At 40.9% G+C, this 22,626-nt stretch carries 21 protein-coding genes and 1 pseudogene; 13 read left to right on the forward strand and 9 right to left on the reverse strand.

Annotation, left to right across the window (positions count from 1 at the left end):
* Positions 1–94: 94 nt before the first annotated feature.
* Positions 95–2,011 carry a GTPase family protein gene (locus ACM0OP_RS19075; RefSeq protein ID WP_414530001.1) on the reverse strand — a complete coding sequence of 639 codons (1,917 nt, stop codon included), beginning with the start codon at positions 2,009–2,011 and terminating at the stop codon, positions 95–97.
* Positions 2,012–2,079: 68 nt separating this feature from the next.
* Here ACM0OP_RS19075 and ACM0OP_RS19080 point away from each other — a divergent pair, with 68 nt between their 5' ends.
* From ACM0OP_RS19080 to ACM0OP_RS19090, 3 genes are read left to right on the forward strand one after another with little or no spacing between them, the layout of a single operon-like run.
* On the forward strand, positions 2,080–2,526 hold the full coding sequence (locus ACM0OP_RS19080; RefSeq protein WP_414530002.1) for a deaminase domain-containing protein: 447 nt from the start codon (positions 2,080–2,082) through the stop codon (positions 2,524–2,526).
* A gap of 25 nt (positions 2,527–2,551) precedes the next feature.
* The gene (locus tag ACM0OP_RS19085; RefSeq protein WP_414530003.1) at positions 2,552–3,454 is read left to right on the forward strand and encodes a hypothetical protein; all 903 of its coding nucleotides are present in this window, start codon (positions 2,552–2,554) and stop codon (positions 3,452–3,454) included.
* 29 nt (positions 3,455–3,483) lie between these two features.
* Positions 3,484–3,873, forward strand: coding sequence for a hypothetical protein (locus tag ACM0OP_RS19090; RefSeq protein ID WP_414530004.1), 390 nt, complete (start codon positions 3,484–3,486; stop codon positions 3,871–3,873).
* A gap of 226 nt (positions 3,874–4,099) precedes the next feature.
* On the opposite strand, the gene ACM0OP_RS19095 is transcribed toward ACM0OP_RS19090, so the two are convergent.
* Both ACM0OP_RS19095 and ACM0OP_RS19100 read right to left on the reverse strand, forming a co-directional pair.
* Entirely contained in the window at positions 4,100–5,431 is a 1,332-nt protein-coding gene (locus tag ACM0OP_RS19095) for a hypothetical protein (RefSeq protein WP_414530005.1), read from the reverse strand.
* 135 nt (positions 5,432–5,566) lie between these two features.
* Complete coding sequence (locus ACM0OP_RS19100; protein ID WP_414530006.1) at positions 5,567–6,958, reverse strand: 1-acyl-sn-glycerol-3-phosphate acyltransferase; 1,392 nt, start codon at positions 6,956–6,958, stop codon at positions 5,567–5,569.
* Positions 6,959–7,037: 79 nt separating this feature from the next.
* Here ACM0OP_RS19100 and ACM0OP_RS19105 point away from each other — a divergent pair, with 79 nt between their 5' ends.
* Both ACM0OP_RS19105 and ACM0OP_RS19110 read left to right on the forward strand, forming a co-directional pair.
* The gene (locus ACM0OP_RS19105) at positions 7,038–9,041 is read left to right on the forward strand and encodes a proline--tRNA ligase (RefSeq protein WP_414530007.1); all 2,004 of its coding nucleotides are present in this window, start codon (positions 7,038–7,040) and stop codon (positions 9,039–9,041) included.
* A 626-nt stretch (positions 9,042–9,667) separates the two neighbouring features.
* Positions 9,668–10,258: a GerMN domain-containing protein gene (locus ACM0OP_RS19110; protein ID WP_414530008.1), complete on the forward strand. Its 591-nt coding sequence runs from the start codon at positions 9,668–9,670 to the stop codon at positions 10,256–10,258.
* 51 nt (positions 10,259–10,309) lie between these two features.
* Here the strand turns inward: ACM0OP_RS19110 and ACM0OP_RS19115 are convergent.
* The 3 genes and pseudogenes from ACM0OP_RS19115 to efp all read right to left on the reverse strand — a co-directional run.
* A pseudogene (locus tag ACM0OP_RS19115) lies at positions 10,310–10,402 on the reverse strand (transcriptional regulator); the annotation flags it as partial.
* A 191-nt stretch (positions 10,403–10,593) separates the two neighbouring features.
* The gene (accB, locus tag ACM0OP_RS19120) at positions 10,594–11,073 is read right to left on the reverse strand and encodes an acetyl-CoA carboxylase biotin carboxyl carrier protein (RefSeq protein ID WP_414530009.1); all 480 of its coding nucleotides are present in this window, start codon (positions 11,071–11,073) and stop codon (positions 10,594–10,596) included.
* Between the two features lie 106 nt (positions 11,074–11,179).
* The gene (gene efp / locus ACM0OP_RS19125; RefSeq protein ID WP_414530010.1) at positions 11,180–11,737 is read right to left on the reverse strand and encodes an elongation factor P; all 558 of its coding nucleotides are present in this window, start codon (positions 11,735–11,737) and stop codon (positions 11,180–11,182) included.
* A 301-nt stretch (positions 11,738–12,038) separates the two neighbouring features.
* On the opposite strand from efp, the gene ACM0OP_RS19130 reads away from it, so the two are divergent.
* Together ACM0OP_RS19130 and thiL are read left to right on the forward strand one after the other, a co-directional pair.
* Positions 12,039–13,145 (forward strand): peptidylprolyl isomerase, encoded by a 1,107-nt coding sequence (locus ACM0OP_RS19130; RefSeq protein ID WP_414530011.1) that lies wholly within the window; start codon positions 12,039–12,041, stop codon positions 13,143–13,145.
* Positions 13,146–13,230: 85 nt separating this feature from the next.
* Positions 13,231–14,274 carry a thiamine-phosphate kinase gene (thiL, locus tag ACM0OP_RS19135; protein ID WP_414530012.1) on the forward strand — a complete coding sequence of 348 codons (1,044 nt, stop codon included), beginning with the start codon at positions 13,231–13,233 and terminating at the stop codon, positions 14,272–14,274.
* Positions 14,275–14,310: 36 nt separating this feature from the next.
* Here thiL and ACM0OP_RS19140 read toward each other — a convergent pair whose 3' ends face one another.
* The gene (locus ACM0OP_RS19140; RefSeq protein ID WP_414530013.1) at positions 14,311–15,324 is read right to left on the reverse strand and encodes a type I glyceraldehyde-3-phosphate dehydrogenase; all 1,014 of its coding nucleotides are present in this window, start codon (positions 15,322–15,324) and stop codon (positions 14,311–14,313) included.
* A 117-nt stretch (positions 15,325–15,441) separates the two neighbouring features.
* Positions 15,442–16,068 (reverse strand): nicotinate (nicotinamide) nucleotide adenylyltransferase, encoded by a 627-nt coding sequence (gene nadD, locus ACM0OP_RS19145; RefSeq protein WP_414530014.1) that lies wholly within the window; start codon positions 16,066–16,068, stop codon positions 15,442–15,444.
* Positions 16,069–16,488: 420 nt separating this feature from the next.
* Here nadD and murC point away from each other — a divergent pair, with 420 nt between their 5' ends.
* The 4 genes from murC (at position 16,489) to ACM0OP_RS19165 (ending at position 20,407) form a co-directional block, all read left to right on the forward strand.
* Positions 16,489–17,976 (forward strand): UDP-N-acetylmuramate--L-alanine ligase, encoded by a 1,488-nt coding sequence (murC, locus tag ACM0OP_RS19150; protein WP_414530015.1) that lies wholly within the window; start codon positions 16,489–16,491, stop codon positions 17,974–17,976.
* A gap of 130 nt (positions 17,977–18,106) precedes the next feature.
* Positions 18,107–19,129 carry a UDP-N-acetylmuramate dehydrogenase gene (murB, locus tag ACM0OP_RS19155; protein ID WP_414530016.1) on the forward strand — a complete coding sequence of 341 codons (1,023 nt, stop codon included), beginning with the start codon at positions 18,107–18,109 and terminating at the stop codon, positions 19,127–19,129.
* 367 nt (positions 19,130–19,496) lie between these two features.
* The gene (locus tag ACM0OP_RS19160) at positions 19,497–19,844 is read left to right on the forward strand and encodes a YbaB/EbfC family nucleoid-associated protein (protein ID WP_414530017.1); all 348 of its coding nucleotides are present in this window, start codon (positions 19,497–19,499) and stop codon (positions 19,842–19,844) included.
* Positions 19,845–19,921: 77 nt separating this feature from the next.
* Entirely contained in the window at positions 19,922–20,407 is a 486-nt protein-coding gene (locus tag ACM0OP_RS19165; protein ID WP_414530018.1) for a low molecular weight protein-tyrosine-phosphatase, read from the forward strand.
* Between the two features lie 3 nt (positions 20,408–20,410).
* On the opposite strand, the gene ACM0OP_RS19170 is transcribed toward ACM0OP_RS19165, so the two are convergent.
* Positions 20,411–21,088 (reverse strand): response regulator transcription factor, encoded by a 678-nt coding sequence (locus ACM0OP_RS19170; RefSeq protein ID WP_414530019.1) that lies wholly within the window; start codon positions 21,086–21,088, stop codon positions 20,411–20,413.
* A gap of 538 nt (positions 21,089–21,626) precedes the next feature.
* On the opposite strand from ACM0OP_RS19170, the gene smpB reads away from it, so the two are divergent.
* Both smpB and ACM0OP_RS19180 read left to right on the forward strand, forming a co-directional pair.
* Positions 21,627–22,094 carry an SsrA-binding protein SmpB gene (smpB, locus tag ACM0OP_RS19175; RefSeq protein ID WP_414530020.1) on the forward strand — a complete coding sequence of 156 codons (468 nt, stop codon included), beginning with the start codon at positions 21,627–21,629 and terminating at the stop codon, positions 22,092–22,094.
* A gap of 145 nt (positions 22,095–22,239) precedes the next feature.
* Positions 22,240–22,518, forward strand: coding sequence for a WGxxGxxG family protein (locus ACM0OP_RS19180; RefSeq protein WP_414530021.1), 279 nt, complete (start codon positions 22,240–22,242; stop codon positions 22,516–22,518).
* The last annotated feature ends 108 nt before the right edge of the window (positions 22,519–22,626 follow it).

The following is a 22,626-nucleotide window of genomic DNA, read 5'->3' on the forward strand; positions in this document are numbered from 1 at the left end:
AAACTCGCTCTAGGCCTACTTGTGTGTACACCGTAGCCTCGCTTGCGGGGAGGGGCTGGGGGTGGGGTGACATGATTGTGGTAATGGTGAATAATTAAACTTCTTTCAAATAGTAATTAAAGCGTTCCCGCAGTTTTTCTCCACTCATATCCTGACTCCAGTATTCTACCATTGTGTTACCAAATGCCCAAGCGTTGAGATCAGGGGTAGCCGAGTTTTCTATTAATAATGGCCAGAGAGATAACAGGTCAAATTTAGTAGCTTTACCATTACCTGTATGTAATAGGGAAAATAGGTCATAGGCCATTTGCAGCTTACCAATTACAATGGGCAATTGTTCCACTGGTATTTGCTCTGCTAATAAATATGCCAGAGTGGGAGAACCTGTTGATAGGGTGGAAATAAATTGCAGTACAGGACTTTTAAGCAATGCAGTTAGTCCCTGAGTGGTAGCCATTTGGAAGGTGTAGTGGTCAATAATCTTAGCAGCTGCGGTAGTACGAGCTTCGAGATTACGTAAAAAGCGGGCTAATCGTAATTGTTTAGCTGGGGCGATCGCATCTATAATTTGCAAAGATAGGGCTTCAATTCCCCAGGCGACTCGACCTGTTTTGATATCGCTGGTGACAATTGGTAATACTAAATTACAGAAATTATCCAAAAGTTGAGCGCGGTATTGGGTAGCCTCACGAATTGCAATTTCCTTGGGGCGATTCCCCTGAAGCCAATCATAAGGTGGTTCCCACTCTCGCATAGGACGTAAACGATCTACTTGGGTAATTACTGCAATAGCTGGTAAGTCTGCAACTTCCCCCTGCATATCGTGAAGAAAATCTACATCCATTTGTAGGGCAGGATCAAGCGCAGGGGTAACTAATAGGAGTAAATCTGCGTTACTTGCATAATCCAACACTAAATTTCGCAAATCACCACTATTTACTTGTTCATAACCTGGAGAATCCCACAAGGTTAAACTTTCCCCAGTGGAATTTTGCCAATGATAATTTTGAATCTGATCAGTGCTGGGTAAAACATCCACCTCTGCGAGATCAGCCTGAAATAAAGTATTAATTAAGCTGCTTTTTCCCGAACCTGTACGCCCTACAAGCAGAATATTTACTGGTTTTTGAGCAACTTCCTCGGCTGGTTCAGCGTTGGCTAAAATTTCCCGCAGGTTTTGAGTTTTGGCTGTAGGTTGTGTTGTTGTAGAAATACTTACTTCGGCAATTGGTAATGTATCACCACTATAAAGTGCGATCGCCTGACGGGATAAATTCCTCAGTGCATTTTCTCGCAGTAGTTGCCCTAAATTGACTAATAACTGCTGAGTTGCTTGGTTAGTGTAACCCTTTGTGGCTTGCTTGGCCACTGCAACGACAGGATTAAATAGCCATTGCGCCCAATTCCATACCTGAAAAACTTTGCGCGCCGATGGTTCCAGTTTGCGATAAACTTCATAGGCTTGATAAGCCTGTCCTACTGTCACCTGATTCAGTGCTGGTGATAACTTCTGCATCCACTGATCCAAATCGTCCATAGTTCCCCGAATTAACCCGTAGGCTTGGGGTATATAAATATTTAACAGGGGATATTGTACTTGAGGATAATATATGTGTGCGATCGCTGTCACTAAATCTTGGCATCGTGTCCAAAAAGTTTGCCAGTCTTCCCAAATCGGGCGGTCATTTTCTGCTGCTTTAAGAATTTGTTGCAGTGCTATTTCTGCTTGCTGAATATTATCGTTTTGATCTACTAAACCTACTGCATCATCAGCCGCAGATTCCAACTCTTCCGTAACCTCCGCCAATGCATCTGCTACCACATTCATTTGCGGTTTAGTCCACCTCACCAATAGCCAACGCCAGCCCACAAATACCAGAGTAAATATACCCCAAATCCAACTAATACCCCAGGAATGAATTTGCATCCCTGCGGAGATTAGCAAAAAAGTAATGATTAGTGCAATTGGTAATGCTAATACTACCCATTGCCACAGTTTTAATCGCAGCATTTTTTGGTGATCCGCCCTAAATTTTGACACTCCCTATATATATAATAAATTTATCCCAAAAAGTTTTTATGGGCAGTGACACTCTCATCAAAGCTCGGTTATCTGCATCTGCTGCCACAATTCGAGCAGCATACCTTAAAAAACCTATCGGTAAAAGTAACGTTACGGTTGCTGAAATACATATTCAAGGTGATGTAGCTTTTTCTGTAGGAGCAACCTCTAGAGGCGGAAACAAGAGTCCCATTCCTCAACCCAAACCCAAATCAGAAGGAGGGCAATTTGAACCCACAGTTGACTCCCGTACTCATCGCCTTATGGACACTGATGCTGAATATAAAGTATTATCCACAATTGCAGATCAGCTTGAAATACTCTACGATCTTCAGGTAGAAGGGAATCTTTATCTTTACACAGAACTACAACCCTGTGAAAGTTGTGAAAATATTATAAAGCAATTTCAAATGAAGTTTCCAAATATCAAAATAGAAGTATTTTGGGACTATCCCTATCCATAAAAAAATTATCAGGGAGGAACTTATCATGGTAATTAAATCCACCCCATCTATAAATTGGAAAGTATATTATACAAATAATATACCTGAACCTCTAGAAGCTTTATTTAACAAAATTAGGCTAGAACATTATGAAGAACTATACGAGCCAGAGGCAGATGGCACAGCTTCACTGGAAGATACTTTAAATGAAGTTTTAGCAGCACTGCGTAGTAATAATAATACACTCAGTCATCTTCGTTATGTTTGGATGGCACTCATCCTAGCTCTAGTGGTAGAGCCTACAGTAAAATACTATCAACCACAGGGTAATATATCACCAAGAAATATTATTAATTTGATGGTTAAATGGATAATTGAGACGATTAATAAACCGATTGTCTCGGAAAATAATACAGAAATTAGTGTTGATAAATTAATTGCTAAAATAACAGTAAATTTTGATTTTCAAACAGAAATAGCAAGTCTCCAAATTATCAATGAGGCACTAGATGTATTTCGTAATGCAGTTCGGGTTCTAGATTATAATCAAGCTGTAGAGTCCATTTTAGAAATTTTAGATGATTGCCTAGAAGGATATGCAATTTTTCCTGGTTCCTATGGAAGAAGAGAATTATTTGAATGGTGGCTCTTCGATGTTGTGCCAGCTAGTTTTTATTTAAAGCCACCTAAATCATTCTATGTAGTAGAAAGCTTACAAAATAAAGAAACCATTACATTGCGCCAAACTAGCTTAATGAATGATATTAGCTCTTTATTACAGTTAATGGTTAAACTAGATATAAATAACGAGGACAAGAAAAATTTACAGCATTTATTTAACTACAATAATATTGCCAAGGACAAACAAATAAATATTGAGTTCAACAGTAGCAGTTTTGATTCAATTCTTAACACACGTAATGATGTAAAAATCACTCAATTTGTTTAAATTCATAATAAATTAAATAATTTAGATCAATGAGCGCACAAAAAGATAATAAAGAAGAATTAGTATCGGAGTTTCTTCAGTCTCTCCAAGATAGAGAGTTAATTATTGAAGAAGAGAGAAGTTATGGAGAAGAATACACAAGTAAACTTAAAATAGCTTGTAATAACTTTCTCGAAAAAGAATCTTTGCAAGTTGGACAACTTGTAAAATGGAAAGAATATCTCAAAAATAGGAAAATACCTCACAAAAATCAACCTGCTATTGTTGTGGCTGTTTTAGATGAGCCTATTACGAGTAGTGAAGATAAATCTGGTAGCCCTTATTTTCTAGAAACACTAGATATCATATTGGGAATCATGATTGATGATCATACTTTTCTAACTTTTTACTATGATAGTAGGAGATTCGAGGCTTACTAGATTGCCAAGTTACAGCACTTCCCTGTGTTATGAGGTAGAAGAACCCCACCCCCAACCCCCTCCCTGCAAGCGATGAGGGGGCTAAGATGTACCTTATATAATTGGAAATCGCTGTATTACTATCAAAAAGTTGATAATATGGTCATTCTGGTACTTTAGACAAAAGGGATGTCTAGGAGTGCTAAACCCACAAATAATTATATTATGGCTCCGCTCATGATTAATTTTATTGAAAACCCTTTGCTGGCTTCTTTTGTCCTTTATTTTTAGTTTGAGATTTATTCACTTCTGCAATGGCTTCTTGAAATAAATTATGCAGATGTATAGGTACACTGGCGATTTCTGGTAAATCTGGCTCGATAGATTTATTAAATTCCTGTAAAAGTGCATCCAAGTCATTTGTTAAATTAAACTCTGGACGCTGCAAAAAATCTTGCAACAGCTTTTCTAATTGAGTTGGATACTTTTCGGCTAAACGATGCCAAATAAAAGCATTAATACTTTTGTCTTCTAAGTAGTAACGAATTAGTTTTTCATTACCTTCAAGATTTTGCCCACTCTCAGATGAAAGAATTGCTTCTATTCTACTATAGGTTGGTAAAAATATTTGTCCCCAACGGGGATGAGAAAGGGCTGTAACTTGCTCTGCTTTCCTCAGTTCAGCAGGTAAATCTACCTTTGGCATGACCATTTTACTCTTGCTATTACCAGTATTATCTTTAAATATCTGAGAAACTGCATTAGAGTCTGCACCAAATTCTTTAGTAGCTGTTTGGATTTCTGCTTCGCTAACTCCAGCTTCTTCTGCCATTTCTGCCAGAGATTTGGAAGTATCAATTCCTGCATCAGCTAACCGTTTTTCAGTAATTAATGCTTGAAAATCGGCAATTTTTTTATTTAATTGGTATCCTGCTAATGTAATTTCATCACTGCCAAAAAAGCTCACAAAATCATGATGATACTGTTCTACAGATTTCCAAGCTTCTTCTAATAATTCAGGAGCGTCACTGTAAAGATGATGTTTATGGTTTTCTTTAAAATTCCCAATAGCTACAGCCAGTTTTGGCTTACCTAATTTACCCATTATTGTATAGGGACTAGAAAACATCCAGTAGTTATCATTAACGGGAAAAATCCGAGTTAGTAATATTTCTCCTATTTTTAATCGAGATAATTTTTGTAAAGTTTCAGGGTCGCTGGGCTTGACAATGTAGTGCTTATCTGTAAGCCAGTTAGTAAATTCAAAGCCATCGGGTAAAATATTAGTTATGGCAAATAAACCTGTAAAACTATGATGCCAGTTTTTGACTAAATTACCATCGCTCTCTGATAAATCTAGACGGTTTTTAATAAATAAATCTATTGGTGACTGATTACCAACTTTCCCTTCTATAATAAAGCTGTCAATAATGAAATCTTGCTGATGATCTCCGGTATTTCGCTTTAGCTGTAATGCGGCATAAGTTTCTAGTGCTTCTGCTAGTTCTCCTTCTGCATCCAGGACAAAATCAACTAAAGCTTGTTTCAATTCATGAGAGCGTTGTAAGGTTAAATCCACAGGTAAATTTTTTAGCTATACCTTCGCAGTGTAAAATTTTTAGATTGGTGTTGGCATCTAGCGATCGCTAGATTTTATGATGGTCAACTATGCCTTAAGAAGTAGATCCCAGTAAAAGTAGGGAATCAGTGAGATTTATATTAAATCTGCCATTTTTTGCTGCAAATGATTGGTCAATTCAGTTACAGCTTTCCTGGCCTGCAAACGATTTTCTTTATAGGCTGGGTAAAGTTCTGAGACTGATATAGGTTCACCAATGGTAAGTTTTACCTTTTGTTTGCCCAGTCGGGGAGATTGAGATGTTTTATCCCCTGTAATCAGGGCGACCATTTTCCATAAAATTAATGTGGTTTCGGCAAATCTTTCGACTGTAGGTTTTTCGCGGATATAAATACCAGAAACGGCGACAAAACTTTCTACTAATCTCATGTGCCACATTCGGGAATTGGCTTCTTCCGCAACGCGATCGCCTAATGCTATCTCCACAGGCGATAATGTTTTAATATCCTTAAAATCTTCTCTAAATATATAATTCCAGCCAGCCTGTTCTACCCGGCGACAGCGATCGCTCAATTCTCCTTTGGGTGGTAAGTTAAAATATTCCTCAGATATGCGTAAAGCTGTATTTAACAAAGCCTGTAACCGCATAACCAAAGCCGCATTGCGTTCACCGGTTTCTACTGCTACCCTTTCGATATTCGGTAAACTTTGATGATAAAATCGCTGATAAAAATCTTCCATCAAAGATAATAAATGTTCTGCTAAAGTCAATAACCGGGGATAAAGGGACTCTAAACAGGGAATTTCGCTATGTGCTTTTGCCGTCACCACCAAACCACTATTTACTTCTAACTCACTTAACAAATCCGCGATCGCACTCCAAGGCGCAGACACATAACTATATTTAATCCCAACTGGTACAATTAAAACTTGTTCCGAGCGTTCCTGCTTTTGCAAATCTTCCGCACACCAAAAGCCTAACTGAGCGATACCCGGTTCTAAAGGACTAATAAATTCCGACAAACCATTAGTAGCACCTTCTGGCGCAGCAGCCATTGGGAACCTCCCATTAGCAAATAAATCACGCGCCGAACGTAACCCCGTCCAATCAGCCTTACCCCTTTGAATCGAAGTTCCACCCAACCGCGAAGCCATCCAACCCGCATAAGCACCCGCCCAGAGAGGAATACCCCGATCATAGATAAAATGAGCATGAATCGGCAGTTGTAGCGCTGTGTTCTGTTTTCGTGCTACTTTTGGCACGAGTTGAGAAAACAAATAGCCTAAACAAAATGGATCATCTGTTTTAGGATGGCGAAACGCTAACAAAAAGCGAATCTTTTTTTCTTGAAATTGGCGATAAAGATCCACCAATACCTCTACGTTATCAGCTTCCACTTGGCTAATAGCCGTTTTCCAGCTAATCCAACTTGGTAGCAACAGATGAACACCTCCCAGAACTAAGGGATTAAACGCCGGCGGAATAAATTCTAAAGGTGCTTGTGCTTGGTAAATTACATTCGACAAAGTAATTTCCTCCTCATTGCTGGAAAATTATACACCTAACTGATTTTAAACATTACTAATTCTCAAAAGGGAAAACACGATGCGACTGTCACAAATGTTATTCGTTACACTCAGAGATGACCCGGCTGATGCGGAGATTCCCAGCCATAAATTATTACTCCGTGCAGGGTACATTCGTCGCATCGGGAGCGGTGTTTATGCTTATTTACCCTTGATGTGGCGGGTACTACAAAAAGTTTCCCAAATTGTCCGAGAAGAAATGAACGCCACCGGCGCGCAAGAATGTTTGCTTCCTCAGTTACAACCGGCGGAATTGTGGAAAGAATCGGGACGCTGGGATACATACACCAAAGCCGAAGGAATTATGTTTTCCCTGATTGACCGTCGGGAACAACAATTAGGATTAGGACCGACTCATGAGGAAGTGATCACAACTGTTGCCCGTGATATGATTCGCTCATATCGCCAACTACCGTTACATTTATATCAAATTCAAACCAAATTTCGTGATGAAATTCGCCCCCGGTTTGGCTTAATGCGGGGAAGAGAATTTATCATGAAAGACGGCTATTCTTTCCATGTGGATGAAGCTAGTCTGAAAGAAACCTATCAAGATATGTATCAAGCCTATAGCAATATGTTACGCCGTTCTGGTTTAGCATTTCGGGCTGTAGAAGCTGATTCTGGCGCAATTGGTGGTTCTGGTTCTACAGAATTTATGGTATTAGCCGATGCTGGAGAAGATGAAGTTCTCTACACTGAAGATGGTAAATATGCTGCTAACGTCGAAAAAGCCATTTCTTTACCTGCGGATGCGGAAACTTCCCCTTTTACAAGTTATGAAAAACGGCAAACCCCTGGAACAGAAACTATAGAAAAAGTTTGTAATTTTCTTAAATGTTCGCCCACCCAAATTGTCAAAAATGTCCTTTATAAGGCAGTTTATGCTAACGACAACACTTTACTGGTTTTAGTTAGCATTCGTGGCGATCAGGAAATAAACGAAGTTAAACTGCTGAATGAATTAGCAAGATTACCAGATCAGTATAATAAAGCTTCAACAGTGTTGTCTTTAAATATTTCTGACATCAATGATCAGAATATCTGGGCAACAAAATCTTTACCGCTTGGCTACATCGCTCCTGATTTACCCGAAGATTATATTTCTACTCGTAAATTTACAAGGCAAGAACTACAAGAAAATTTGAAGTTAGAAATTGTTGATCTTGATCAGATTCTTCAAGATTTACCAGTATCTTCATCCTATGATTTGAGTGATGTAAGAAAAGCTGCTACTACGGAAAAGTTTGCACCTCTCCAAGTTGAAAAAAAGTTTAATGTACTTGTAAAATTAAGAGAATTACAATTGCAGTATCCAACTGGTATTCTGCGGTTAGTCGATAACACAGCTGTTGATTTAAAAAACTTTGTGACTGGTGCAAATGAATCTGGTTATCACGTTGTGGGGGCTAATTGGGGAGAGGAGTTTAAATTACCTGAGTTAGTAGTAGATATACGGAAAGCCAGACCAGGCGATCGCGCCGTTCACAATCCTGAACAAACCTTACAAACAGCCAGAGGAATTGAAGTAGGGCATATTTTCCAACTGGGGACAAAATACTCCCAAACAATGAATGCAACGTATACAAGTGAACAGGGGGAAGAAAATCCCTTATTTATGGGTTGCTATGGTGTGGGTGTATCCAGGTTGGCACAATCGGCTGTAGAACAATCTTATGATAAAGATGGCATTATTTGGCCAGTAGCGATCGCACCATATCATGCAATCGTCACCATTCCCAATATCAAAGATGCTCAACAACTGGAAATTGCCCAAAAACTTTACACCGAACTCAACAAAGCAGGGGTAGAAACATTACTCGATGACCGAGATGAACGCGCCGGAGTAAAATTTAAAGATGCCGATTTAATTGGTATTCCCTATAGAATAGTCACAGGTCGAGCTATTAACAATGGCAAAGTTGAAGTAGTGAATCGCGCCACCCGTGAAACGCAAGAAATAGCCATTGAGGAAGTAGTCAGCACTCTGCAACAGTGGATTAAAGAAGCAATAACCGGATAAAAGACATCTTGGGGCAGGCAAAATGCCTGCCATTGTACCCTAAACATTAACAGAAAATTGGCAATTTTTAAATATGTAAAATCGCTCACTTAAACCTAGAATCAGAGAAGACTTAAGTGTATGTGAATATAAATATTTACCTGTAAATTTCAGGAACTAGCCATTGAAAATTTGATTAATATATTAAAAGACCAGATTCACTAAACACGCAAAAATCTACAGAAATTTAGACACCTCATACCTATGGAGATTTAATTTCACCAATAGTGAGGATGCAGAGTTTTAAATATTTGCTGATTTTCCCTGCTAGTATCCGTATTTTCTGAAAGGATTATATTTACATTAAGGTTGAGGTGATGGACTGTAACTGTCAACCTAAAATTAAACATGAAATACAGTTACTATAGGTGCAGGATGATAAATTGCTGAAATAGCATCACCAAAAAGATTCCTAATTTTAAATCTCACAGTGGGATGGCAAGAAGCCAAACATCATGTCAGCACAATCTTCATAAATCCAGACATCTTGAGATTTTACGAAACTCCCCAGGTATCCATATCGTCTTTTAAACAAGCTGCTCCTCTGAACCACACTATCTCACTCGTCTGTCACCAAGGTTTTAAATATGAACAACGAACAAGGATCTAAACGTATTTCTTCAGGTGTAATTGCAGCAGTTTCAGCAGCAGTTATAACGGTGGGTGGTGGTGTAGCTTGGCTTGCTTCCAACCAAACACCTACAACAATCCAGCCATCTCATAACATTACACAGCCTAGCCAACCAGGACAAGAGCAAACACCGAGTGTTTATTGGCTTAAACCCACGGATACAAGTTTTGATTTAGTTCCTCAGCCGATTCAAATAGCCGCAACACAACCCAACCAAGCCTTAGAACAAGCTTTTCAAGCCTTATTAGCTGGACCCACAGAAGGAACTGATTCTACAACAATTCCCCAAGGAACCCAGTTGCTAGGGGTAAAACTGGAAAATGATGAAGTTCACGTTAATTTATCTGACAATTTCACCGAAGGTGGCGGTAGCGCCTCAATGATTGGTCGGGTGGGACAGGTGGTTTATACTGCCACAACACTAAACCCCAACGCTAAAGTGTACATTGAGGTAGACGGTCAACAGTTAGATATTTTAGGCGGCGAGGGTTTAGAGTTGGAACAGCCTTTGACTCGTGAAAGCTTTCAACAAAACTATTCTCTTTAGTGGGGTAATTCAGTGAACAGACTGGCTGTTCACTGAAAACTAATAACTGAATCAGCTTTGGAAGTTCAGCACCCGAAAACTGCGAGCTTGGTTTTCTAGCCTAGTGGCCAAGCGATCGCACACCCAATTACAAAATTCAAAAATCTAGCAAAACCAAATCCCTGGACTGCGGCGGCGCAAGCATTTACTGGGGAAATCTGTGTCACTTCTACCAACTTCTTGCACCCAAGGCGTTACCAGTAACGCTTTTTTGATGAGGATTTCCCCGCCAGAACAGAGAATTTTACCAATAACTCATTTTGATATCTACATTAATAGCTAATCAGGATTAATAGCTAATCAGGGTTAATTCGCATTAAAGCCTGGCCATATTCCACAGGTTCGCCATTTTGCAGCAGAATTTCCATCACCTGACCGGATACCTCAGCCTCAATTTCATTCATCAGCTTCATAGCTTCAATGATACAGACTGTTTGACCACTGCGGACGCGATCGCCCACTTTCACAAAAGGTGCTTCACCCGGTGCAGGAGCGCTATAAAATGTTCCCACCATTGGGGAATCCACTTCTACTAATCTTTTATCAATAGTGGAAGGAGGAGTTGCTGACAATGGTGTACTAGAACTAGTTACCGTACTCTCTAAAATCCGACTTGTTCCCACCTCCGTCACCTGAGTTGCTGGTGCGGGTGTTGCTACTGAACCAGATTTACGTACAGTTAGTTCAAAGTCATCGCTTTTGAGCGTTACCTCAGCGATATCTGTTTGGGCGATAGTTGCCAACAATTGGCGGATTTCATTAAATTCCAATGGCACAGTTTTTATTACCTCGACCTAACCGTAAATCAAAATTTTAATTATGGCAGGGATTTAATCCCTAGAACAGGGATTGAAATCAGAACGTTCCTAGAAACAGGCTAACTTATTCCCTGCCCAGATATTTATCTTCACGAGTATCAATTTTGATACGTTCGCCTTGAGCTACAAACAACGGAACCATTACAGTTGCGCCGGTTTCCAGAGTAGCTGGTTTAGTTCCACCGGTAGCGGTATCACCCTTGATTCCTGGATCTGTTTGGACAATTTCCAAAACTACAGAGTTGGGTAATTCCACTTCTAGCACTTGCTCACCCCAGCGAATCACATTAACTTCCATACCTTCTTTGAGGTATTTTACGCGATCGCCAATTTGAGCAGAACTTAATCTGCTTTCCTCATAGGTTTCCATATCCATAAAGACGAACTCCTCACCCTCTTTATAGGTATGCTGCATCGTGCTTTTTTCCAAATTCGCTTGAGGTACAGTTTCCCCAGCGCGGAAAGTTTTTTCCACAACACTACCACTTTGGACGCTTTTGAGTTTTGTCCGCACAAAGGCAGAACCTTTACCCGGCTTAACATGGAGAAATTCCACCACCCGCCAGACATTCCCGTCTAATACAATTGATACACCGGGTCTAAAATCGTTACTGGATATCATGAAACTTTCAAATTTTGGAAGACAATCGGCATTTATTGTACCCTTCAAGAGTGGCAATTAGTCATTAATCATCAACTAATTAGTCTAGTGATTGGGAACTAGCGAGCAGGTTTACCCTGTTTAACCTGAAAGTAGCCGCCGGGAACGAACATCCACCAGACTACTTACTAGGAATGAATTTTAGCTTTTGATTTCATTCCTGATCCTTAATTCCCTTATTCTTCAGCACTCGTACTATGGGAAGATGATTGATGAGTTAAGCCTAGTCAACAATTTTAAGTTGCGTTTGAGTTATTCCATCATGTTTAACATATTTAAATCCTGGCTGAAGAACAGCCTAACTACAATATTGTTACTAACAATATTTCTAGGCATCACCACAGCTGGCTGGACTCCTCCTAGTAACGCCGCCTTACCCTCTGGAAATGCAATTACTGAAGGCAAAGCTTTATTAAGGTATGCACTCCCGATAGACAATCAACCAGTCCGGCAACTCCAAAGCAGTTTGGAAGATATTTCCACCCAACTGCGAGCAAATCGGCGCTGGAGTGCTATACTCAGCGACCTCAAAACAGCATCACGGATTCTGGATAAACCTAATCAAATCCTAGCAAGCGTTCCTGAAGAACGCCAACCCCAAGCCGAAGCTTGGATGACTGAGTTGAAATCTGGGGTAGATTCACTCCAAGAAGCAGTGAAAATTAAAGACAAAGAACAAATTCTAGCAGGGAGAAACAAATTACTCGATATAGTCACCCTTTTAGAAGAGTCAATGGTGTCAAAATTCCCCTTTGAAGTACCTGCTGAGTACAGTAACCTGCCTCAACTCAAAGGTAGAGCTACAGTGGCCATGAAAACCACCAAGGGCGATCTGACTATGGTTTTGGATGGTTACAGCGCCCCTGTCACAGCCGGTAACTTTGTAGATTTAGTCCAAAGAGGTTTTTATGACGGCTTAGAATTTACCCGCTCAGAAGAATCTTACGTTTTGCAAACCGGAGATCCAGCAGGAAAAGAAGTAGGTTTTATTGATCCTCAAACCAAACAATACCGTGCCATTCCTTTAGAAGTCTTGGTTGAAGGCGACGAGGAACCCACATACGGAATTACTCTCGAAGAAGCCGGACGCTACCTGGATATGCCAGTTCTCCCTTTTTCTTCCTTTGGTGCGTTAGCAATGGCTCGCCCTGAAACCGAAGTCAATGGCGGTTCCTCACAATTTTTCTTCTTTTTGTTTGAGCCAGAACTGACTCCAGCTGGGAGAAATCTGTTAGATGGACGCTATGCTGTCTTTGGTTATCTCACCGCAGGTAAGGATATTTTAGATAAGCTGAAGGAAGGCGACAAAATTGAATCTGCCACTGTAATTCAGGGAATTGAAAATCTAGTTCAGCCCCAAGCAGCCTAAAAAATTTTTCAGTCTTAAGTCCTGAGTAGATATCAGACTTTGAGGAGTTTAATTAAAAACTCCTCTTTTCTTTAACTAATGACTAATGACCAATCCCCAGTCCCCAGTCCCCAATCCCCAGTCCCCAGTCCCCAAAGTTAAAGATATTGGCGAACAGGGAATTTTAGAAAAATTGCAGCGTTTCTGTCCTCCAGGAGTGATTGGTGATGATGCAGCAGTCCTGGTAACTGCACCTGATCAATCTTTAGTAGTCACCACAGATGTACTCGTTGATGGCGTACATTTTAGTAATGTCACCACATCTCCAGAAGATGCAGGTTGGCGGGCTGTGGCTGCGAATTTATCCGATTTAGCGGCAATGGGGGCTTCTCCTCTAGGAATCACCGTCGGTTTGGGACTACCAGGGGAAGTGATGGTGAGTTGGGTTGAGCGCTTATATCAGGGAATGACAGAATGCCTACATAAATACAATAGCGTCATTGTGGGCGGTGACATTGTGCGATCGCCTGTCACAACCCTTGCCATTACCGCCTTTGGCCAAGTTCATCCCCAGAGAATTATCCGTCGTTCTGCCGCTCAAATAGGTGATGCCATTATCGTTACAGGTGTTCACGGAGCATCCCACGCTGGATTACAACTGCTCCTACATCCCGAATCTGGCCAAAACCTCACAGACACAGCCCAAAGAACACTCATCAAAGCACACCAGCGTCCCCAACCCAGACTAGATGTTTTACCCATACTCTGGCAAATTCTCCCATCCTCCCATCCCCCCATCGCCGGCATGGATAGCAGCGACGGCCTCGCAGATGCAATTTTGCAAATTTGCCGTGCCAGTGGTGTTGGCGCTGTCCTAGAAGCTAGGCAAATACCCTTACCAGCAACTTTTAACCACTGGTTAACACCAGAAAAAGCCCTAGAATATGCCCTCTACGGCGGTGAAGACTTTGAATTAGTGCTGTGCTTACCAGAGGTTCTAGCCCACACATTAGTCACAAAGCTCAGTGATAATGCTGCCATAATTGGAACTATTACCACAGGTTCCCAAGTAATATTACAGGATAAACAAAAAAAACTCCCCGACCAAATTTTAAGACTCAGCCAGGGATTTCAACATTTCACACCATAGTTAAAAGTCACAGAGGACGAGTAACTAAATAACTAACTAAGCCCACTTGGTAGCTACTAGTTCTGCCAAATCTAGAACTCTTTGGCTGTAACCCCACTCATTGTCATACCAAGCCATAACTTTCACCAAGTCATTACCCATGACTATGGTCAAGCTAGAATCGATAATAGAAGAAGCATCACTACCTTGATAATCAGAAGATACTAATTGTAAGTCGCTGTAGTCCAAAATCCCTTTCAGTGAACCTTCTGAAGCATCTTTGAGAGCTTGATTAACTTCTTCAGTAATAGTACGCTTCTCAACTTGAACTACAAAATCTACCATTGAAACGTTAGGGGTAGGCACTCGCAAAGCCACACCATTTAACTTACCTTTCAAGTCTGGGATGACTAGCGCTACTGCCTTTGCCGCACCAGTAGAGGTGGGAACAATGTTAATAGCTGCTGCCCTCGCCCGGCGTAAATCCCGGTGAGAAGCGTCTAGTAAACGCTGATCACCAGTGTAGCTATGGGTGGTGGTCATCGTGCCTTTGATGATCCCAAATTTATCGTTCAACACTTTAGCAATGGGAGCCAAGCAGTTAGTAGTACAGCTGGCGTTACTAATTACATGGTGCTTGTTATGGTCATAATCGTGATGATTCACGCCCATGACAAAAGTACCATCCTCATTTTTACCAGGAGCGGTGATCAGAACTTTTTTGGCTCCAGCATTTATATGCTTCTGTGCGCCTTCTCGACTAGTAAATACGCCGGTTGATTCGATAATCAGGTCAATATCCCACTCTTTCCAGGGTAAATTTTCGGGGTTGCGATCTGATACGCATTTAATTGTTTTGCCGTTAACGGTAATCGAGTTATCGTCAGCTGCAATGTCAGCATCCCTTAACTTACCCAGCATTGAGTCATACCGAAGCAGGTGAGCATTGGTTCTAGGGTCTGATGTGTCATTAATAGCAATCAACTCAATATTGCTATTTTGTCTGCCTACCCAGCAGCGTGCAAAGTTACGTCCAATACGCCCAAAACCATTGATTGCGACTCTAATCACAGTGTCTTACCCTCTGTATTTATGCTTATAAGTTGATATCTTTGACCCCAATCATATCGCAAAGGGGGGGAGTATTAATAACCATAAAGTCTTTGATCAATAAAAAAAACACATATTTTATTCAGATTTACTGGAGTAGAGGCCGTGAGCAGTGATGTAGGATCTCACCGATTCTGGGACTAAATAGCGAATTGACTGACCTTTGTGGCAAAGTTGACGAATTAGACTTGACGAAATTGCGACTAAAGGTAAGTCCAAGAATTGCCAGTCAATAGCGACGGACTGCTCTTTGAATTGTTGCTCTACTTGCTTGCAGATTACCTCGCTTTCAGCTATAGTCTCACCACCGAGTAGCCGAGGTGCGATTAACCAATCACACATTTGTGCTAGTTCATTTCCCCGGTACCAACGGGGTATGGTTTTAAACGTATCTAAACCTATAATCCAGTACCAGTGAGTATTTGCGTAACCACTAGATAAATCCATCAAGGTATTGATGGCATAGGAAGTCCCAGAGCGCTTGGTCTCTATTTGGGAAACAGTAAATTCTGGGTTCTGCTTTGTTGCTAGTTGCAGCATTTCCCAACGATGTTTAAATAAAACTACTTTTTTATGAGGAGGGTTAAATGATGGTACCCAAATTACCTTTTCCAAAGGTACTTGAGACAAAGCAGTTTGAGCTACGAGTAAATGTCCCCAATGAATTGGATCAAATGTGCCACCAAAGATGCCGATGTGCTGCATTCGGTCTTACCTGAAGTTTATGCAATTCTCACCTAATTTTAATACAAACATACTATATTGTTCCATTTGTCTTTGAGTTTCACAAAGCTCCCAAATAGCTGTTAAGTCTCCCATTCCCATTTCTCTAAGCCCTTGCATCACCTTAGCCTACACCAGTAAGGAATTTAGAAAGATGTATTTGAGACTACAAAATTTTCTGTCCCGATGCAGCCTGAAGCTTCAGAATAATCTTATTAACAGTTCAGAAATAGTAAAAACCTCCAACAAAGGTAAAATCATTCTCAATCAGCAAAACAACAGAGGAAAATAATCGCAACATCGGGTATAAACAAGATGCAGGCGTAGTTACGGTAAAAATCAAATTCCTGTTATGATACGCGTGTCATTTGTGATTATGGTGTGGTGTCAGAGGACTAATCAATGAGTAATTATGTAGATTTGAGTGGTAGACCATTTCATTTCATTGGCATCGGTGGGATAGGGATGTCTGCTTTAGCATACGTTTTAGCCAAGCGTCAAATGCCAGTGTCAGGTTCTGATATTCGTCCCAGTCATATTACGCGCAATTTGGAATCTATTGGTACACATATTTTTGGTAGACAAGAGGCCAGTAATCTGGAGTTCTTTGACTCTCGTGAATCAGTTAATAGAAAATTATTAAAGGCAGAAGAAATATCAAGTAATGCGAGCAATTCAACATTGCCTCAAGTTGTTTGTTCGACAGCAATTAATGCTAACAACTTGGAATATAAAGCAGCACAGCAATTAGGATGTCCCATCTTGCATCGGTCTGATGTATTAGCTGCATTGATTTCAGATTACTATAGCATCGCTGTTGCTGGTACTCACGGTAAAACCACTACCAGTAGCATGATTGGTTATATGCTTTTAGAAGCTGGTTTAGATCCCACAATTATTGTCGGTGGTGAAGTTGATGCTTGGGAAGGAAACGCCCGGTTAGGGCAAAGCAAGTATCTGGTTGCTGAGGCCGATGAGTCTGATGGTTCTCTGGTGAAACACGCCCCAGAAATTGGGATTATTACTAATATTGAACTTGATCATCCTGATCACTACGAAACTTTAGAAGAAGTAGTTAACATCTTTCAAAAATTTACTGATGGTTGTAAAACTGTTATAGGTTGTATTGACTGTGATACGGTACGGGAGTTGCTACGCAAAGACTCCGGCAAAAGCTCTCAACCTACAATTACCTACAGCCTTAACCCAGAGACAAATGCCGACTACACTGTTACTAATATTGACTATCGTGCCGATGGTAGCACAGCCTTAGTTTGGGAAAAAGGTCAAGTCTTGGGAGTATTAAATTTGCGGTTGCTGAGTCGCCATAATCTTAGTAATGCCCTATCAGCAGTGGCTGTTGGTCGAGCTTTGGGTTTAGAGTTCAGCGCAATTGCCCAAGGTCTTGCTACTTTTGAAGGTGCTAGACGGCGGTTTGAATTGCGGGGAGAAGTGGGTGGTATTACCTTCATTGATGACTATGCCCATCACCCCAGTGAAATTCGCGCGACTCTTGCTGCTGCACGTCTCCAGGCCAGACCAGGACAACGAGTAGTAGCCATCTTTCAACCCCATCGTTATAGTCGCACACTGACATTTTTAAAAGAATTTGCTGAGTCATTTACTCATGCTGACTTAGTTGTACTCACAGATATTTATAGCGCCGGAGAACCTAATTTAGGGCAAATTAGTGGTGAACAACTGGCAGAAAAAATTGCCCAACATCATCCACAAGTGCTTTATCAAGCTAATTTAACTTTAATGAGTGAGTTCCTGCTGCAAACGCTGCATCCAGGAGATTTAGCGCTATTTCTAGGTGCGGGGAATTTAAATCAGGTGATTCCTGAAATCATTACAACACTTTGCGAACCTGCTACAGCCACATCTTAAATCAACAAGAAGTGCAGTAGACACTTAGCTTTGTCCAAGTGTTTACCTTGAGCAACGATTCTATCCATTGGTAATATTGCTGTATTATTACGGCAGTTAAATGTAAAAATTTCACAAAATTTACGTAAAGATGAAAATTTCCCAGGCAGCTAGAAATGTCTGCACAATGTTTGCTTCAACTACACAGAAGCGGAAAACAGAAGATTCAAGTGATAGTAAAATAATTTACTTAAAAGGCACTGATTGTATTATTAAGTCTCAAGCTTCTTTATCTGGATTTACTTCTTATCGAGTCGGGGGATCTGCGGAATGGTACGTTGCGCCCCGTGATTTAGAAGCATTACAAGCTAGCATTGAGTACGCAAAAGAACATGAATTAGCAGTAACAATACTAGGTGGTGGTTCTAACCTATTGGTGAGCGATCGCGGTTTACCTGGTCTAGTAATTTCTACTCGTCATCTCCGCCATAGCTACTTCGATCCCCAAACAGGTCAACTAACAGTAGCCGCAGGTGAATCAATTCCCACCTTGGCATGGGAAGCAGCAAAATTAGGTTGGCAAGGATTAGAGTGGGCTGTGGGTATCCCTGGTACTGTAGGGGGTGCTGTAGTTATGAACGCTGGGGCGCATAATAGCTGTATCGCAGATATGTTAGTTAGCGCTCAGGTACTTTCCCCCGATGGGAAATTAGAAAATCTCAGCCGCGCTCAGATAGATTACAGCTATCGGACTTCATCATTGCAAAGTAGCGAATCGCCTACAGAAAGGCGTTACCAACCCATTGTTACCCAGGCAACTTTTCAACTCCAACCAGGTACTGATCCCTCACTAGTGTTGGCAGTAACCAAGGAAAATAAACAACATCGACTAACTACCCAGCCCTACAATTTTCCTAGTTGTGGCAGCGTGTTTCGTAATCCTACACCTTATGCTGCTGGGTGGTTAATTGAACAAACAGGTTTAAAAGGCTACCAAATTGGTGGGGCGCAAGTAGCATTATTACACGCTAATTTTATTGTTAATCGTGGCGGGGCTAAAGCTAGCGATATCTTTTGTCTAATTCGTCATATTCAGGAGCAAGTGAAAGAACGTTGGTCAATTTGCTTACAACCAGAAGTCAAAATGATCGGTGAGTTTCAGGCTGCGGGTTAAGGTTGGGGATTGGGGACTGGGGACTGGGGACTGGGGACTGGGGATTGGGAAGAGGCAGAGGGGCAGGGTGCAAGGGAGAAGAGGAAAGGTTGTAAAAAATTAATTTATTCTCGATACCCAATACCCGGCATTAATTATTGTATTCGGCTACATTCTCCGGTGTTGCTTAAAGATTTACCCGAACCACTACTATTTGAAACCTCACACCCCAACTTTTTGAGAGAACTTATGGGTATTATACACTCGGAGTCAGTCCCCCTAGAGGAGACTTTCAACCCAATTTTTCGGTAATAAAACAGTCAAATTACCGACCGCATCTATAATTGAATTTGATTTTGTTATTTAACTGACACAGGGATTATCGATCATGACAGGAAAAGGACAGGGTTTTGGTTTTGGTTTGGGAAAAATGAGAGAACTGGCAGACGCTTTTAAAAAGGCGCAGCAAGTTCAAGAAGGTGCTAAACAGCTTCAAGAAGAATTGGAGCAAATGGAAATCCAGGGAGAAGCTAGTGGTGGACTGGTGAAGGTAATCGTCAGTGGTAACCAAGAACCCAAACGGGTAGAAATCGCTCCAGATGCTTTAGAGCAAGGTGCAGAATTACTTTCTGACCTCGTGACAGTGGCGATGAAAGATGCCTATAACAAATCCACTGCCACAATGCGGGAACGGATGGAAGACTTAACTAGCGGTTTAGAACTGCCTGGATTTTAGTCTAAATCATTAGTCAGTAGTCATTAGTCATAAACTATTAGACTGATGACTGTAGACTTTTGATTTGTAAAATATTTATGCCTTACAAGCTGTTGTTTGTCTGTCTGGGGAATATCTGTCGTTCACCATCGGCAGAAAACATTATGAATCATCTCGTTGAACAGGCTGGTTTGAGCGATTCCATCCTCTGTGATTCTGCTGGTACATCTAGTTATCACATTGGTAGTCCACCGGATAGACGCATGAGTAATGCTGCTGCTGCAAAATTGGGAATTACCTTGCGTGGCGAAGGCCGCCAATTTCAAAAATCAGATTTTGAGGAGTTTGATATGATTTTGGCTATGGATCAAGAAAATTATGATAACATCCTCGCTCTTGCTCCCACTGGACGCTATGACGATAAAGTTTACCTGATGTGTAAATTTTGCTCTCGGCACACCCTGAAGGAAGTTCCAGACCCTTACTATGGTGGGGTAGAAGGCTTTAATCAAGTGATTGATTTACTTGTGGATGCTTGTGAAGGTCTATTGACAGAAATTAAGACTCACCGCCTAAAATCCTAAAGGCTATTCCACTAAGCCATGCTTAATGGCAAAACGCACCAGCTCCGCTCGGTTGCTGGTGGCAGTTTTTCTTAATAAACTACTTACATACTTTTCCACCGTTCTGGGACTCAAGTGTAGTTGATGTCCCATATCAATATTAGAGAAACCATGAGTTAAAAGTTCTAGAACTTCTTGCTCTCTCGGTGTTAAGGATGCTAACAAATCAGATTGCTGAAGTTCAGTGGATAGAGATTTAATTTCTACCTCTTTGGTCACGAAATTGCCTACATTGTCTTTATGAGAGAAACGGTACTCAGATTGAATAATTCTCGATCGCTCCAGAAGATTACGAATTGCTGCTGCTAACTCTTCTAATTCAAAAGGCTTAGGTAAGTATAAATCGCAACCCGACTGGTAGCCCAAAATTCTTTCCTGAGTCTTGGTGCGTGCTGTTAATAAAATTACAGGTAATAACCGGAATGCTGTTTGTTGGCGTACCCGACGGACTAATTCATAGCCGTTCATTTGTGGCATGACAATATCAGTAACGATCAAATCAGGATGGTAATGATCTACCATTGCCAAAGCCTCTTGACCATTATTGGCTGTAACCACGGTGTAGCCAGATAGTTCAAGATAATCACTAATAGAAAGACGAGTACCGAGATCGTCATCTACAACCAGAATCGTCAAGGGCATAGACAGTACACCCCTAGCCTTTTTTTACTCAGAAATTTACTTATAGGAGCTACATTAGTGAACACGGGCAGCAAGAGTGTTCTTATGTTTCATAATATGACAGGATTATTAGCTACTCACCCTCAGAGGTTTGATTTATCGCCGGGAACAGAATTGAAACTTCCTCATGGCAAGGGTTTCATTATTTGTTCTTTTCTTAACATTATTGGCGTTTAATATATAAAAAAGGTCTTAAATCATGAGCAATTGTTTACACTCCTTAACATAATTTGATATCTAATGCTGAAAACCTCCGTATAGCTTTTTAATTCTTAACATTAAAGCGATGATACACGGATATTACTCAATATAGTGTAAATTTATATTTAAATTGCCATAATCTCCCCAGAGTTTTTGTGACAGTTAAAAAAGCTAGATTAAAACAATATGGGATAGCTGTATTTTCTAAAGGGGGAACGCTGCGCGAAGAACTCTAAGAGTTGAAAAAGCTAGTCCCATAATTTTTGCAGAACATTTCAAGTACACAAAATTTTTTTCAATGAGCGAAAAGAGCCAAGGTTACAAAGTTATTAGTGACAATCGTCAAGCCCGTTATTTATATGAAATCCTGGAAACATTTGAAGCTGGAGTTGAGTTAGTAGGGACAGAAGTTAAATCCATTCGCGCAGGTAGAGTGAACCTCCAAGATGGTTATGCGTTGATTCGTGATGGCGAAGCATGGCTGATCAATGTGCATATTTCTCCTTACAACGCTAGTAGTCAATATTTTAATCATGAACCCCGTCGCACCCGCAAACTGTTGTTACATCGCCAAGAAATTCGCAAGTTAATTGGCAAGGTAGAGCAGCAAGGTTTAACACTAGTGCCTTTAAAAATGTACCTCAAACGAGGCTGGGTAAAAGTGAGTATAGCCCTTGGTAAAGGTAAAAAAATTCATGACAAACGGGAATCACTCAAAAAACGGCAAGATCAACGTGATATGCAACGGGCGATGAAAAGTTATTAATCCTGATTGATGATCATGGCGCGGATGTTGTATGTCTTCAGTGTGAGTTTGGCTCAGGTGTAGTTTATGGCTGGAGATTGATTTGGTTAGTGATGGGAGTCGATACAGTGGTAAGTGACCTCGGAAGGGATGAGAGATTTTCACCATGACACGTAATTTGACCAAAGCAGTCGGTGCGGGCGTTCTCAGCTTGAGTATGGCGTTGCCTTTTGCTCTCAGAGCAAATGCCCAAGTGACTGACCCCAGAGTTGAAACAACACCCAGAACTACAGTCGTTCAAGAACGTAGAGATTTTGATTGGGGTTGGTTAGGATTAATTGGTCTATTTGGTTTAGCTGGTTTAGCTGGTAGAAAACATGGCGAGGATACTACCACTGGTTATCGAGATCCCACTACTACTGGAAGTACAACCTACAGAGATTAATTTTTTAGCTGGCGGTAGGTCTTTCTGGAGATCAGTGGGAATTATCTATATGCTTAGGACTTACGCATTGACAAAAGACATCACCTATACACTCTAGTTCATGCGATC

This window comes from Nodularia chucula CCY0103 (assembly GCF_963923915.1).
In the GTDB taxonomy this organism is placed as follows: Bacteria; Cyanobacteriota; Cyanobacteriia; order Cyanobacteriales; family Nostocaceae; genus Nodularia; species Nodularia chucula.